15 protein-coding genes are annotated in these 14,555 nt (G+C 62.7%); 6 read left to right on the plus strand and 9 right to left on the minus strand.

Translation table 11 applies throughout. The annotated features are described in order from the left end of the window. The first annotated feature begins 8 nt into the window (after nt 1-8). The 4 genes from OCK01_RS17640 to OCK01_RS17655 all read left to right on the plus strand — a co-directional run bounded on the left by OCK01_RS17640 (nt 9) and on the right by OCK01_RS17655 (nt 5,241). Nucleotides 9-809 (plus strand): FAD binding domain-containing protein, encoded by an 801-nt coding sequence (locus tag OCK01_RS17640; protein WP_263825053.1) that lies wholly within the window; start codon nt 9-11, stop codon nt 807-809. A 186-nt stretch (nt 810-995) separates the two neighbouring features. Then, nucleotides 996-2,639, plus strand: coding sequence for a globin-coupled sensor protein (locus OCK01_RS17645; RefSeq protein ID WP_263825054.1), 1,644 nt, complete (start codon nt 996-998; stop codon nt 2,637-2,639). A gap of 195 nt (nt 2,640-2,834) precedes the next feature. Next, complete coding sequence (hemA, locus tag OCK01_RS17650) at nt 2,835-4,049, plus strand: 5-aminolevulinate synthase (protein ID WP_263825055.1); 1,215 nt, start codon at nt 2,835-2,837, stop codon at nt 4,047-4,049. Nucleotides 4,050-4,125: 76 nt separating this feature from the next. Further along, nucleotides 4,126-5,241: a serine hydrolase domain-containing protein gene (locus OCK01_RS17655; protein WP_263825056.1), complete on the plus strand. Its 1,116-nt coding sequence runs from the start codon at nt 4,126-4,128 to the stop codon at nt 5,239-5,241. A gap of 2 nt (nt 5,242-5,243) precedes the next feature. On the opposite strand, the gene dxr is transcribed toward OCK01_RS17655, so the two are convergent. The 3 genes from dxr to rplS all read right to left on the minus strand — a co-directional run bounded on the left by dxr (nt 5,244) and on the right by rplS (nt 7,566). Further along, nucleotides 5,244-6,413 carry a 1-deoxy-D-xylulose-5-phosphate reductoisomerase gene (gene dxr, locus OCK01_RS17660; protein ID WP_263825057.1) on the minus strand — a complete coding sequence of 390 codons (1,170 nt, stop codon included), beginning with the start codon at nt 6,411-6,413 and terminating at the stop codon, nt 5,244-5,246. Between the two features lie 94 nt (nt 6,414-6,507). After that, complete coding sequence (locus OCK01_RS17665) at nt 6,508-6,855, minus strand: hypothetical protein (RefSeq protein ID WP_263825058.1); 348 nt, start codon at nt 6,853-6,855, stop codon at nt 6,508-6,510. Nucleotides 6,856-7,026: 171 nt separating this feature from the next. Beyond that, nucleotides 7,027-7,566 carry a 50S ribosomal protein L19 gene (gene rplS / locus OCK01_RS17670; RefSeq protein WP_263825059.1) on the minus strand — a complete coding sequence of 180 codons (540 nt, stop codon included), beginning with the start codon at nt 7,564-7,566 and terminating at the stop codon, nt 7,027-7,029. A gap of 359 nt (nt 7,567-7,925) precedes the next feature. Between rplS and OCK01_RS17675 the strand changes: the two genes are divergently transcribed. Next, nucleotides 7,926-9,116 (plus strand): ATP-binding protein, encoded by a 1,191-nt coding sequence (locus OCK01_RS17675; protein WP_263825060.1) that lies wholly within the window; start codon nt 7,926-7,928, stop codon nt 9,114-9,116. A gap of 48 nt (nt 9,117-9,164) precedes the next feature. Continuing rightward, the gene (locus tag OCK01_RS17680) at nt 9,165-9,899 is read left to right on the plus strand and encodes a sulfite exporter TauE/SafE family protein (protein ID WP_263825183.1); all 735 of its coding nucleotides are present in this window, start codon (nt 9,165-9,167) and stop codon (nt 9,897-9,899) included. Here OCK01_RS17680 and trmD read toward each other — a convergent pair. The 6 genes from trmD to OCK01_RS17710 all read right to left on the minus strand — a co-directional run bounded on the left by trmD (nt 9,881) and on the right by OCK01_RS17710 (nt 14,547). Further along, the gene (gene trmD, locus OCK01_RS17685; RefSeq protein ID WP_263825061.1) at nt 9,881-10,573 is read right to left on the minus strand and encodes a tRNA (guanosine(37)-N1)-methyltransferase TrmD; all 693 of its coding nucleotides are present in this window, start codon (nt 10,571-10,573) and stop codon (nt 9,881-9,883) included. The genes OCK01_RS17680 and trmD overlap by 19 nt on opposite strands. Next, nucleotides 10,570-11,139 (minus strand): ribosome maturation factor RimM, encoded by a 570-nt coding sequence (gene rimM, locus OCK01_RS17690; RefSeq protein WP_182828083.1) that lies wholly within the window; start codon nt 11,137-11,139, stop codon nt 10,570-10,572. Before rimM ends, trmD begins: the two co-directional genes overlap by 4 nt. A gap of 127 nt (nt 11,140-11,266) precedes the next feature. Next, nucleotides 11,267-11,620 (minus strand): 30S ribosomal protein S16, encoded by a 354-nt coding sequence (rpsP, locus tag OCK01_RS17695; RefSeq protein WP_263825062.1) that lies wholly within the window; start codon nt 11,618-11,620, stop codon nt 11,267-11,269. A 42-nt stretch (nt 11,621-11,662) separates the two neighbouring features. Further along, nucleotides 11,663-11,983 carry a chorismate mutase gene (locus tag OCK01_RS17700; protein ID WP_182828085.1) on the minus strand — a complete coding sequence of 107 codons (321 nt, stop codon included), beginning with the start codon at nt 11,981-11,983 and terminating at the stop codon, nt 11,663-11,665. Between the two features lie 11 nt (nt 11,984-11,994). Next, the gene (ffh, locus tag OCK01_RS17705; RefSeq protein ID WP_263825063.1) at nt 11,995-13,542 is read right to left on the minus strand and encodes a signal recognition particle protein; all 1,548 of its coding nucleotides are present in this window, start codon (nt 13,540-13,542) and stop codon (nt 11,995-11,997) included. Nucleotides 13,543-13,773: 231 nt separating this feature from the next. Then, a complete protein-coding gene (locus OCK01_RS17710; RefSeq protein ID WP_182828087.1) occupies nt 13,774-14,547 on the minus strand; it encodes a sulfotransferase family 2 domain-containing protein in 774 nt (257 codons plus the stop codon). Nucleotides 14,548-14,555: the final 8 nt, after the last annotated feature.

The raw sequence follows: 14,555 nt of genomic DNA on the forward strand, positions 1-14,555 counted from the left end.
GAACCACGATGTACAACACGTCCTATCACCGCGCCTCTTCCGTCGATGACGCAGCGGCCAAGTTCGGCGCCGGCGAAGACGCCAAATATCTCGCCGGCGGCATGACGCTCATCGCCACGATGAAGCAACGGCTGGCGGCGCCGTCCGATCTCGTCGATCTCCGGCATGCGCCGGAGCTCAAGGGCATCTCGGTCAACGGCTCGTCGGTGCGCATCGGCGCCGGCGTCACCCATTTCGAGGTGGCGACGTCGTCGGCGCTGCGCGTCGTCTGCCCGGCCATCACGCAACTCGCCGGTATGATCGGCGATCCGCATGTTCGTCACATGGGCACGATGGGCGGATCGGTGGCCAACAACGATCCGGCGGCGGATTACCCCTCCGCCGTTCTGGCGCTCGCCGCCACCGTCGTGACCAACAAGCGCCGCATCGCCGCAGACGACTATTTCCGCGGTATGTTCGAGACGGCGCTTTCGGACGGCGAGATCATCGTCGCCTTCGAATTCGAGGCGCCGGCCAAGGCCGGCTATTCGAAATTCGCCAATCCCGCTTCGCGCTACGCCATGGCTGGCGTCTTCGTGGCGAAATCCGCCTCGGGCGGCGTCCGCGTGGCGGTGACGGGGGCGGGCTCCAACGGCGTCTTCCGCCATGCAGGCATGGAAGGGGCGCTCGCCGCCGACTGGTCGGCGGATGCGGTCGCCGGCGTCGATGTCGACGTAGGCTCGATGATGGCCGATATCCACGGCTCGTCCGCCTATCGCGCCAATCTGGTGCGGGTAATGGCCAAGCGGGCAGTCGCCGCCGCCGGTTGATCGAAGCGGATCAAATCGATCGCCGCGACCCGTCGAAATTCGGGTCGCGGCGATTTGCCGTTTAACAAGTGTTTATTGTTTTATTTGTAAGAATTTGGGGATGTCGGGTTCGACGATGCTGTCGGACGTGAGCCCGCTCGGCTGCATGACGCGCGCTGGGGCAGGGAGTGCTTTCAGGAAATTTCGATGACCTCGCCGCTTCAAGACAATGCCGCGCCCAAGATCGACCGCCGTCTGGAATTCATGCAATTCGCCCAGGCCGAAAAGGAGCAGGTCGGGTCTCTTCGCGAGGTGATCGAGCGCGAACTGCCCAAAGCGCTCGACAAATTCTACGGCAAGGTCGCCGGCACGCCGGAGACGCGCCGCTTCTTTTCTTCCGATCAGCATATGGCGGCCGCCAAGGGCGCCCAAGTCGGTCACTGGACCAGCATCATCAAGGGCGACTTCACCGAGAAATATGCGTCCAATGTCCGGGCCATCGGCATGGCGCATGCCCGGATCGGGCTCGAACCGCAATGGTATATCGGCGGCTACGCGATCATCCTCGACCATCTCCTGAAAGAAGCGGTCAAGGCGCATGCGCCGGGCAACGGTCTGTTCGGCAAGAAGGGCGCCGACGCAGACGAACTCGGGGCCATGCTCGGCAGTCTCGCCAAGGCGGTGTTCCTGGACATGGATCTGGCGATCTCCGTCTATGTCGAGGAGAAAGAAGCGGCGCTGAAGGCGACGCAGCAACAGGCGCTGCAGGAAGCCGAGCACGTGTCCCAGGTGTTGGGCCAGGCGATCGCCGCGCTCGGCGAAAAGCGGTTGGATCACCGTATCGGCGCGGAATTGCCTCCGGCCTATGCCGCGATGGGCCAGGCGTTCAACGCCGCGATGGAAGAGCTGGCCGGCACCATTCACCGTATCGAGACGTCGGCCGCCCAGATACAAACCGAGGCGAGCGACATCCATTCCTCTGCCGACCAGCTCGCCAAGCGCACCGAGCAGCAGGCGGCTTCCGTGGAAGAAACAGCCGCAGCCCTCCAGCAGATCACCGCCACAGTGTCCGATTCGGCCCAGCGCGCCGCCCAGGCCAATGATCTCGCCGGCCGCGCCAAGGCCGGCGCCCAGCAATCCGGCCAGATCGTCGATCAGGCGGTGGCGGCGATGAGCGGCATCGAGAATTCGTCGAAGGAGATCTCCAACATCATCGGCGTGATCGACGAGATCGCCTTCCAGACCAATCTGCTCGCTCTCAATGCAGGCGTGGAAGCGGCGCGGGCCGGCGACGCCGGCAAGGGTTTCGCTGTCGTGGCGCAGGAAGTGCGGGAACTCGCGCAACGCTCCGCCAAGGCGGCCAAGGAAATCAAGAGCCTGATCACCAATTCCGGCGAACAGGTTAAGAACGGCGTGGCGCTGGTGGCCGAAACCGGCGAGGCGCTTGGCCGCATCGTCCACGAAGTCACCGAAATCAGCCAGCATATCCACGCCATCCACGAGGCGGCGCGCGACCAGACCAATGCGTTGTCGGACATCAATTCTTCCGTCACCGTCATCGATCAGGGCACGCAGCAGAACGCAGCGATGGTGGAACAGACCAACAGCGCCAGCAATCACCTTGCCGACGAGGCGGTGCGAATCAATGAGATGCTCGGCGAGTTCCGCACCGGTCGGGCCAAGGAAGCCGTGAGGACGCGAGCGCCGGCCAAATCTGTCACCGCGCCGAAACCCTCCATCCGTGCGCCCCAGCCGTCGCCGGCTAAACATGCCTCACCCAGGCCGCAACGCAGCGCTCCGGCGTCCATCGGCGCCACCGCGCTCGCCCAGGACAATTGGGAAGAATTCTGAAACGCGGCTCTTTCGCGCCATTCCGGGCCGTCTTGACGTAAGTCAAGGCGGCATCGTGTTTCAGGCTTTAATGCCTATTTTAGCGATATGAATGATAATGCGCTGTAACGACGCGGAGCTCATGATTCGCAGGGGCAGGGGTTGACGTTTGGAATGATTCCAAACACAAAAGACCTTAAGAGTCTGGAGATGATTATGGAATTCGAAGCCTTCTTCACGGAAGCGCTGGATGGGCTGCACCAGGAAGGCCGCTACCGCGTTTTCGCCGATTTGGAACGTCGCGCGGGACAATTCCCCAAGGCCATTCGCCATACGGAAAACGGCCCGCAGGAAGTGACCGTCTGGTGCTCGAACGATTATCTCGGCATGGGCCAGCATCCCAAGGTCATCGCGGCGATGAAGGAAGCGATCGATTCCTGCGGCGCCGGCGCGGGCGGCACGCGAAATATTTCCGGCACGAATCACTACCATGTTCTGCTCGAGCAGGAGCTCGCGGATCTGCATGGCAAGGAGGCGGCGCTGCTGTTCAATTCCGGCTATATGTCCAACTGGACCACGCTCTCGACGCTCTGTTCGAAGATCCCGGGAATGATCGTATTCTCGGACGCCGGCAACCACGCTTCGATGATCGAAGGCATTCGTCACGCCAAGTGTCAGCGCGTAATCTTCAAGCACAATGACCTCGCCGATCTGCGCGCCCATCTCGAAGCTGCCGATCCTAAGGCGCCGAAGATGATCGCTTTCGAATCGGTCTATTCGATGGACGGCGATATCGCGCCCATCAAGGAAATCTGCGATCTCGCCGACGAGTTCGGCGCCATGACCTATCTAGACGAAGTGCACGCCGTCGGCCTCTATGGTCCCCGCGGCGGCGGCATCGCCGAGCGCGACGGCCAGATGCACCGCCTCACGGTGATCGAAGGCACGCTCGGCAAGGCGTTCGGCGTCATGGGCGGCTATATCACCGGGTCGCATGCGCTGTGCGATTTCGTGCGTTCTTTCGCCTCGGGCTTCATCTTCACGACCTCGCTGCCGCCGGCGATCGCCGCCGGCGCTCTCGCCTCGATCCAGCATCTGAAGGCGAGCCCGTTCGAGCGCGCCCGGCATCAGGACCGTGTGCGCAAGCTGCGCGCCGCACTCGACGCTAACGGCATTCCACATCTTCACAATCCCAGCCATATCGTGCCGGTGATGGTGAAGGACGCCGCCAAGTGCAAATGGATCTCGGACCTGTTGCTCGACAATTTCGGCATCTATGTCCAGCCGATCAACTATCCGACGGTGCCGAAGAAGACCGAGCGCCTGCGCATCACCCCGGCCCCCTATCACACCGATGGCGATATCGACCATCTGGTCGGCTCGCTGCATTCGCTGTGGGCGCGCTGCGCCCTGGCCCGCGCCGTCGCCTGATCAAATCCATCGCTTGAAATCGTCATGCGGATCATCGAGAGATGGTCCGCATGTGTCGTTTCAGGGGAGGGTTTTCATGGGTATGGACCAGCGATTGGACCAGACGATCGACCGCGCCATCGGCGAGGGGCGCATCACGGGAGCTGTGGTTCTGGTGCATCGCGACGGCGAGCCGGTCTATGCCCGCGCCGCTGGCTTTGCTGATCGCGAGGCAGGGCGACCCGTCGCCATGGACACGATCTTTCGCCTGGCCTCGGTCACCAAGCCCTTCGTCGCCGCCACGGCGCTCGCCATGGCCGAACGCGGCCTGCTGTCGGTCCAGGATCTCGTGCGCGATCATCTGCCCTGGTTCCAGCCCAAGCTGGCGGATGGGCGAGTGGGCGATATCACGCTTCATCATCTGCTGACCCATACCGCCGGGCTCGCCTATGATCCAGCGCTTGAGCGCCTGCCGGCCGATCTCGCCGTCAATTGCGGCCTCGCCGACACCGATCTCGATTATGAAGCCAATTTCTCCCGCGTCAACGCGATCCCGCTGCATTTCGAGCCCGGCAGCCAATGGCTTTACTCCTACGCCACCGACATTCTCGGCGCTGTGATCGCCAGAGTGCAGGGCGGAACGCTGGAAGAGGCGGTCAGGACCTATGTCTGCGATCCCCTGGGGCTCGATGACTGCCGCTTTCATGTCACCGACGCCAACAGGCTGGCGGTCGCCTATGCGGATAGTCATCCGGAGGCGGTCCGCATGCCCGATCCCTATAGCCCGCCGGAAACGGAGGGTTGGACCCTGACCTTCTCGCCGGGCCGGATCTTCAATCCCCGGGCGTTTCAATCCGGCGGCGCCGGCATGGCCGGCACGGCGCCGGACGTGATGACCTTTCTCGACACGCTGGCGCAGGGCGGCGGCGACATACTCTCGCCCGAGACGGTGCGATCGGCGCTGTCCAACCAGATCGGCGAGATCGAGGCGGAGCCGGGCCGCAAATTCACCTATGTCGGCGCCCTCGTCACCGACCGTCGTCTGGCGATGACGCTCCAGCCCGAAGGCACGGTGCGATGGGGCGGGGTCTACGGGCTCAACTGGTTCATCGATCCCGTCAACCGCATCACCGGTCTTTCGGTCACCAACAATGCGCTCGAAGGCTGCACGGGCCGCTATCCCGAAGAAATCGTCCAGGCGATCTATGGCTGAAATTAGAACGCCTTGCGGGCGATGAATTCCGCCGCGCGCCGGCGCGCCTCGCCGTCGGCGGCGAAGACGTCTTCGATGGTGTTCGCCGCCGGCCAATCCACCATGGACTCCATGGCGCTTTCGGCGATGTCGGCCATGTCGAGAAAGCCGATCCTGCCGTCGCAGAAGGCGTGAAAGGCGGTTTCCTCGGCGGCGTTCATCGTCAGCGCCTGCACGCCGCCACGCGTCAGCGCGAGACGCGCCAGCCGGAGCGCCGGAAAACGGACTTCGTCTGGCGCCTCGAAATCCAGCCGCGCGAGCTTGGCGAAATCGAGCCGTTCGACATTGAGGGCAGGGCGGTCGGGATAGGCCAGCGCATAGCCGATCGCGGTGCGCATATCGGGCGCGCCGAGCTGGGCGATGATCGACCCATCGCGATAGCCGACCATGGAATGGATGATCGATTGCGGGTGCACGATCACTTCGATCTCATGCGGTTCGAGATCGAAGAGGTGCTTGGCCTCGATCACCTCGAGCGCCTTGTTGAACATGCTGGCGCTGCCGATGGAGATTTTCAGCCCCATCGACCAGTTGGGATGGGCGCGAGCGACGTCGGCGCTGACGCCGGCCATCTGTTCGCGGCTCCAGGTTCGGAAGGGGCCGCCGGAGGCGGTCAGGATCACACGCTCCACCGCATGACGACGTTCGGGATCGAGCGACTGGAAAATGGCGCTGTGCTCGCTGTCGACCGGCAGGAGGCGTCCGCCGCCCGCTTTGACCGCGCTTACGAACAACTCGCCCGCCGACACCAGGCATTCCTTGTTGGCCAGCGCGATATCGGCGCCGCGGCGCGCGGCCGCGAGCGTGGGCGCAAGCCCGGCCGTGCCGACGATCGCGGCCATGACCATGGAGGCGGGCATATCGGCGGCCTCGATCAGACCGCTCTCGCCGGCCGCGACGGCGACGCCTGTGCCCGCCAGCGCGTCCTTGAGATTCAGATAGCGGGACTCATCGGCAGTGACGGCGAGCTTTGCTTGATGCCGCACCGCTTGCTCGGCGAGGAGGGCGATATTGCCGGCGCCCGTCAGCGCCGCCACCTCGAATTCGTCCTTGGCTTCCATTTGCGTCAGCACGTCGAGCGTATTGACGCCGATGGAGCCCGTGGCCCCGAGGATAGTAATGCTTCTCGTCATGCCGACCGCTTCGCCCGATGAATTGGAAAGTCGTATCTAACCCGCTCGCCGGAGGGCGGCAAGGATAAGCATCTTCCGATCCGCGAATACCTCGTCAGCCGTTTCTGAGCGCCGCGATCATCCGCGGCGTGAAACGCCCGTCCCGCCGGAGGGCGACGAAATCGGACGCTTGCAGTCGATCCGACGCCAGAGCCTTCAGAATGCGGCGGCAGGCGGTCTTCGGCAAATCTTCCTTGCTCGTGCGCATGTAAATCGCCGCATTCGACTTGGTGTCCAGATCCCAGTAAGTCAGATTGCGAACACATATTTTCTGAGCCGCCGCCACGGCGTCTGGGTATTTTTTCATGTCCGTTCGCAGCCGCCTCAGATCCTCGTCACTCTGGACGCATGCCGACAGGGAAACGCAAATTGCCAAGCAGTTCAAGAAATTGAAGAAACGCATAGAAACTCCACAGGTGAATTCCTGGGAGGTAACTCTGGATTGAGCAGGCCGCAAGCACGAATTGGGGGCGCTGGCCGTCGATCCACGCCTCATCGATTCGCTGGATATCGGCGCCTGCAAACAAAAACGGCGCCCCGGGGGGCGCCGTTCGAACAGCATGTGCAGATCGGCTTATTCAGCAGAACCTTCGGCGGCGGCCTTCTCGGCGGCAGCCTTCTCAGCAGCGGCGGCAGCTTCGGCAGCAGCCTTCTCGGCGGCCAGAGCCTGGGCGGCGGCGACCTTCTCGGCTTCGATGCGGGCCTTTTCAGCCTGCTGAGCCTGACGAACGCCTTCGTTGAGCTTGCGGGCGCGAACGCTGGTGTTTTCGATGATGCGAGCCTTTTTGCCGCGCAGGTCGCGCAGGTAGTAGAGCTTGGCGCGACGAACCTTGCCGCGACGCACAACTTCCACGCCTTCGACCATCGGCGAGTAGACCGGGAACACGCGCTCGACGCCTTCGCCATAGGAGATCTTGCGAACGGTGAAGCTCTCGTTCAGGCCCGAGCCCGAACGGGCGATGCAGACGCCCTCATAGGCCTGCACGCGGGTGCGGGTGCCTTCGACGACGCGCACGTCGACACGAATCGTGTCGCCGGGGGAGAAGTCGGGAAGCGTGCGCTTGGCGGCGATCTTGGCGGCCTGTTCGGCTTCCAACTGCTGGATGATGTTCATAGTCAACCTCATTTGTGGTTTGACAGCCAGAGCGCCCTCGATCCGCCTTTGGTCGAAACCTCTGGCGCTTGCCCTTTCGGGCGGGAGCGGATACGTCTGCCTTTCATTGCTGGTTGATGGGCTTTTGCCCATTCCGCGCGGGGCTTTACACCAGCTTTGCCTGTTTGTCACCCCGTTGAGCAAACTATTTGCCCGCCAGTTCTCACATCGACAGTCGCATAAACTATCCTAAACTCAATAATCGAGCTCAAACCGTAGCGTAACAAGCCCAGTTCGCCTCACCAGTTTATTGCTCGCTTATCATGCTCATGATAAACTACCTTAAACTTTCCTAATCTCGATAAGCTGGCAAATCAAATATGGATCTGGCCACAAACCCCTATGCGCCCGGCGCGGGCAGCAGGCCGCCTGTTATCGCAGGCCGCGACGATCTCGTCGCCACAGCCACCGCGACTCTTCAACGTGCTCGCAACGGCTTTCAGGGTAAGAGCTTCATCGCGGTCGGTTTGCGTGGGGTCGGGAAGACGGTTGTCTTGAACAAGGTCCAGGAACTCGCCGAGGACAGCAACTATCATGTGATCTACATGGAAGCGCATGACGACGCTTCGCTAGCGAAATTGATTGTTCCACAATTAAGAAGCGCCCTCTTGAAAATGTCCCGTACGGAATCCGCCAAGGCGCTCGCGGAGCGAGGACTGCGGATTCTCAGAAATTTTGCCAAGACGATCAATGTGAAGCTTGGAGAGATCGAAGTCGGCGTGGACCTTGGAGAGGAAGCCGGCACGGCGGACAGCGGAGACTTGAGCAACGATCTTCCCGAACTGATCCAAGCCGTCGGACTTGCGGCAAAGGCCCGGCGAACCGCGCTCGCCATTCTGATCGACGAGATGCAGTATTTCTCGCAGCTCGAACTGAGCGCGCTCGTCATGTCCATCCATCGAGTCAATCAACGCGGCCTGCCGATCGTGCTCCTCGGCGCCGGTCTTCCGCAGTTGCTTGCCAAGATGGGCGATTCCAGATCCTATGCGGAGCGCCTGTTCGACTTTCCGCGGGTTCAGGCTCTCAGCTATTCAGATGCGCGAAAGGCGATTTCCGAGCCTGCGGCCGACAATGGCGTGGAATTCACCGAGGCTGCTCTCAAGGCGATCTTCGACGTGACGAGAGGCTATCCTTACTTTTTGCAGGAGTGGGGATTTGTGTCCTGGAATGTCGCCAAAGGTCCGGTCATCACCGAAGCCGACGTGGTTAGCGCGAGACCTGAAGCCATGCGGCGGCTTGATGAGAGCTTCTTCCGAATGCGTCTGGAGCGAATGACGCCAACCGAGCGAAAGTACATCATCGCGATGGCCTATCTCGGGCCAGGACCGCATCTGTCCGGAGATATCGCCAAGGCTTATGGCGCCAAGGTCTCTACCGTCGCGCCCCTGCGCTCAAGCCTTATCGCGAAGGGCATGGTTTGGAGCCCGGCCTATGGCAGCACCGAATTCACCGTTCCCTTGTTCGACGATTTCGTAAGGCGGGAGTTTCCAGACAAATCGGTCTATGAGTAGTCGAGCGAGATTGATGTCCATAGGAGAGAGCGCACCGTGACCGCAGGCATGATCGCCGCCATGTTCGCCGCAGGTTTTCTGTCCGCCGCCGTCAATGCGGTGGCCGGCGGCGGCACGTTTTTGACTTTCGGCGTGCTGACGCTGGCGGGCCTGCCGCCGGTGGCGGCCAACGCCACGTCGTCGATCATCCAGTTTCCCGGCTATATCACCTCGACGCTCGCCTATTTCAGGGATTTCCGCCGCCTGTGGCGGAGCGCGCTCCCCTTGGGCATCGTGTCGCTCGTCGGCAGTCTGCTCGGCGCCCTGTTCCTGATGTCGCTGAGCGACGCGGATTTTCGCGGCATGGTGCCCTGGCTGTTGCTCGCCGCGACCATCGTCTTCGCCGCCGGTCCATGGCTCAGGCCGAAACATCTCGGCGAGCGCCACGCCCCCGGCATTGTCGGCCTCGCCGCGCAAACGGCGACGTCCATATATGGCGGCTTCTTCGGCGCCGGCATGGGCATCATGATGCTGGCGTCGCTGGGGCTCGCGATGGGCGGCGATTATCACCGGCTGAACGCCATCAAGAATTTCCTGGCCATCGTCATCGCGCTGGTCGCCATCATCGTCTTTTCGGCGGCTGACGCGGTCGCCTGGACGCATGCCGCCATCATGCTGCCGGCCGCAGCCTTGGGCGGTTATGCCGGCGTGCATTTCGCCAAGCGCGCGCCGCAGGCGCTCCTGCGCTGGATGGTGGTCGCCTGCGGGCTGGGATTGTCTATCTACTACTTCTTGACCGGCTGAGCCGGCAGGAGGTCGGGCCGGCGTTCGTAAGTCAGTTTCAGCGCCTGTTCGCGCCGCCAGGCCTCGATCCTGGCGTGGTTGCCGGAGGTGAGGATCTCCGGGATATCGACGCCTTCGAAGCTCTGTGGACGGGTGTAGTGCGGATGTTCGAGCAGTCCGTTTTCAAAGCTCTCGTGGGTCCCCGACAGCGGATTGCCCATTACGCCAGGCAGGACGCGGATCACGGCGTCGAGCAGGATCATCGCCGCCGGTTCGCCGCCCGAGAGGATATAGTCGCCGATCGACACTTCCTCGAGATTGCGGCTGTCGATCACCCGCTGGTCCACGCCTTCGAAGCGGCCGCAGACGATGACGACGCCGGGGCCGGCCGCGAGTTCGCGCACCTTCGCCTGGGTCAGCGGTCGTCCGCGCGGGCTCATCAGCAGTCGGGGACGGTCGTCGGCCGCCACCGAATCGATCGCTTTGGCGAGGATGTCGGCCCTAAGCACCATGCCGGCGCCGCCGCCTGCGGGCGTGTCGTCGACGCTGCGATGCTTGTCGCTGGCGAAATCGCGGATATGGATCGTCTCCAGCGCCCAATCGCCGCGCGACAGCGCTTTGCCGGACAGGGATTCGCCGAGATAGCCGGGAAACATCTCCGGATAGAGCGTCAGGATCGAGGCGCCGAACGTCATCCGCGACCCTCGCCGCGAGGCTCGTCGTCGCCATCGGGATTGACCAGGCCGGCGGCGATCGGGTCGATCAGCAGCACGCCCGCCTCGAGGTCGATTTCGAGCACTGCAGCCTCGGAGAAGGGGATCAATTGCGCCCGCTTTCCTTCCTGGGTCAATTCGAGAATGTCGCCGGCGCCGAAGTCGAAGATCCCGCTGACCACCCCATAGGCGTTGCCATCGGCGTCGCGCGCTTCCAGGCCTTCGAGATCGGCATAGAAAAACTCGTCGTCGTCGAGATCCTCGTCGTCGAGCGCGTCGCGTTCGACATAGAGTTCGGTCCCGCGCAATTCTTCGGCCTGGTTGCGGTCGTTGACGCCGCGAAAGCGGATGACGACCATGTCCTTGTGCGGGCGGATATCGAGAATCTCGTAGGGCTTGCCGTCCACGCCGTAGAGCGTGCCGTATTCGCTGATGGCGACGGGTTCTTCGGTGAAGGACTTGACGCGCACTTCGCCGCGCAGACCCTGCGCCGCGCCGATGACGCCCATCAGCACGGGGTTTTCGAGTTTCTTGTTGCCCAGGGCCATGGTCACCTCGCTTGGGATCGCGGTTTTCGCCTCTGTCGGCGCTGACTGCTATTAGCGCCGAAGCGCACACGAAGAAAAGCCCCCGCGCGAATTCGCGCGAGGGCTTTCGAATGCCGGCGAAGCCGAATTATTCAGCGGCGGCCGCTTCGGCCTTGGCGGCCTTTTCCTTGGCGCGTTCGATGGCCTTCTTGCCGGGCTGAGCCTTTTCCGGATTGTTGCGGGCGTCGCGCTTGCCGAGGCCGGCGTCGGCGATGAAGCGCAGCACGCGGTCGGTCGGCTGGGCGCCGTTGTCGAGCCAATGCTTGATGCGGTCGTTGTTCAGAACGATGCGGTTGGCGTCGTCCTTGCCGAGCATCGGGTTCCAGGAGCCGAGCTTCTCGATGAAGCGGCCGTCGCGCGGCGAGCGGGCGTCGGCGACGACGACATGGTAGTAAGGACGCTTCTTGGAGCCGCCGCGGGCCAGACGAATTTTCAGGGACATGTTTTTCTCCTTGGATGTCTCTAGATGGTGGTTCCGCTTCCCTCAGGAGGCGGCAGTCTCTTTGCCGCCGAGATCGGCGGCGATGGCCTCATGATGCCGGATGACTTCCTTGATGATGAAATTCAGGAATTTCTCGGCAAAATCAGGGTCCAGATCGGCGTCCTTGGCAAGCTGCCGCAGGCGGTTGATCTGGTATTCCTCGCGCGCCGGATCGGCCGGCGGCAGATTGTAGGTCGCCTTGAGCACGCCCACCGCCTTGGTGCAGCGGAAGCGCTCGGCGAGCATGTGAACAAGCGCTGCGTCGACATTGTCGATCGACTGGCGATACTGGGCGAGTTGGCTCTTCACCTCGGCTTCGGTCATGTCTCGGCGCCTCACTTCTTCTTCGGCAGACCGGGAAGGCCGGGGAAGCCGCCGCCCAGACCCGGAAGTTTGGGGCCGCCGAGGCCGGGCATGCCGGAGCCGGGGCGAAGGCCCGCGGCCTCCGCCTGCCTGGCCAGCGCTTCGAGCTGCTTCGGATCGAGCTTGGAGAGGTCGGGCATGCCGCCCATTCCACCCATGCCGCCGAGGCCCATCTTGCTGGCGAGGCCGCCCATCATCTGTTTCATCATGCCGCCGCCCTTGCCGCCGCCCATGGCCTTCATCATGTCGGCCATGCCGCGATGCATCTTGAGCAGCTTGTTGATTTCGGCGGCGTCGGTGCCGGAGCCGGCGGCGATGCGCTTCTTGCGCGAATGCTTGAGAATGTCGGGATTGGCGCGCTCGGCCTTGGTCATCGAGGAGATGATGGCAATCTGGCGCTTGATCGAGCGATCATCGAAGCCGGCGCCGGCCAGCTTGTCCTTCATGCCGGCCATACCGGGCATCAGTCCCATGATGCCGCCCATGCCGCCCATCTTCTGCATCTGCGCGAGCTGGTCGGCGAGGTCGTTCAGGTCGAACTTGCCCTTGGCCATCTTCTCGGCCATGGCCTTGGCTTTTTCGGCGTCGATCGTCTCAGCGGCCTTTTCGACCAGCGAGACGATGTCGCCCATGCCCAGGATGCGGTCGGCGATGCGGCGTGGATGGAATTCATCCAGATCCGTCATCTTTTCGCCGGCGCCGATCAGCTTGACCGGCTTGCCGGTGACGGCGCGCATCGACAGCGCCGCGCCGCCGCGGCCGTCGCCGTCCATGCGGGTCAGCACGAGGCCGGTGATGCCGACGCGTTCGTCGAAATTGCGGGCGAGATTGACGGCGTCCTGACCGGTCAGAGCGTCGGCGACCAGCAGGATTTCATGCGGATTGGACTTCCGCTTGATTTCCGCCATTTCCACCATCAACGGCTCGTCGATATGGGTGCGGCCGGCGGTGTCGAGAATGACGACGTCATGGCCGCCGAGCTTGGCGGCCTGGACGGCGCGGGCGGCGATGTCCACGGGCGACTGGCCGGCAATGATCGGCAGCGTGTCGACATTGGTCTGAACGCCCAATTGGCGGAGCTGCTCTTGGGCGGCCGGACGGCGCGTGTCGAGCGAGGCCATCAGAACCTTCTTGCGCTCGCGATTGGTCAGGCGCAGCGCAATCTTGCCGGTGGTGGTGGTCTTGCCCGATCCCTGCAGGCCGACCATCATGATGACGACGGGAGCGGGCGCGTTGAGGTCGACCGTCTCGCTTTCGGCGCCCAGCATCTCCACAAGTTCGTCATGGACGATCTTGACGACCATCTGGCCGGGCTTGATCGCCTTGAGAACGGTCGCGCCGACCGCCTTTTCACGGACGCGCTCGGTGAAGGAGCGGACCACGTCCAGCGCCACGTCGGCTTCCAGAAGCGCGCGGCGCACTTCGCGGAGCGCAGCGTTGACGTCGGCCTCCGACAGGGCGCCGCGGCCCGTCAGTCCGTTCAATATGCCGCCTAGGCGTTCCTGAAGGCTCTCAAACATCCAACCATCCTTTTGTCCGAACCTGTCTGCCCGGAACATCGGCATCCCCAGGCGATCTGACAAGAGACCAAGCAAAAAAGCACCCGAGGGCGCGTCGCGCTGTCGGGTGTTGACCTCCTGACACAATCGTCGAACGACGGTCCGGTCGGCTGCTCAGATCATCCTAGACCTGTGAGATGCGGCGGCTTAAACATCAGCGCGCCGTAAAAGTCAAGCCTTGCAGGCGATTGATCAGAATTCGTAGCCGAACAGCTCGATCATGAGGCGGTCGCGTCGGGCGACGAGCTCGCGCAATTCGTCGTCGTAATAATCGCGATAGGAGGTCAGCGTGCGAGTCGAGACGTTCTTGGGCTGCGGCGCGTGCTTCCTCAGAATCGCCTCGGCGTTCTTCTTGAAGCCGCATCGCTCGACATTGTCCAGCACGAAGGCGGAAAACTCTTCGGTCAGCGTCTCGCTCTTGAACACGCGATCATAAATCGCCCAGCGTTTCTGATGGGCGATGGCGCGGTCCATGTTCCAGAGATAGCCGCGATGCAGCGCAAGCGCGGGATGCGGCGTCGTCACCCGCAAGAAGCGATAGGAATAGAAGCCGAGAAACGGATTGACCGAGGAATGGGCGTAGGGGTTTTCCGTTTCGATCGTCTTGAAAAAGCTGGGGTCGTTGACCGAGCGCAGCCATAGCCGGAAGGACGCCTTGGGGTTTGAACGGTCGAAAAGGCGTTGAACGCCCTCTTCACCGAGCGATTTCCTCACATCACGGAAAAACACGACATTGGGCTGCTCGATCGAATAGGACCACATCGATACATACCAGTCCCAGGGGTTGCGGACCGTGGCGAAGGCGTATTTACCCTGTTTCCAGAAGAAGGGGCGGCCCTTTGTCAGCGGCGCATGACGGAAGGCGCGCACGGGTTTGCCGGCAACCAGACGGTTGAGAAGGGCGACGACGTAACTGCTGCCCGTCTTGTACATGTCCAGATAGATGAACTTCTCGTACTCGATCATGGCTGTCC

Origin of the sequence: Rhizobium sp. TRM95796, assembly GCF_025779995.1 — a bacterium.
GTDB lineage: Bacteria > Pseudomonadota > Alphaproteobacteria > Rhizobiales > Rhizobiaceae > Rhizobium_E.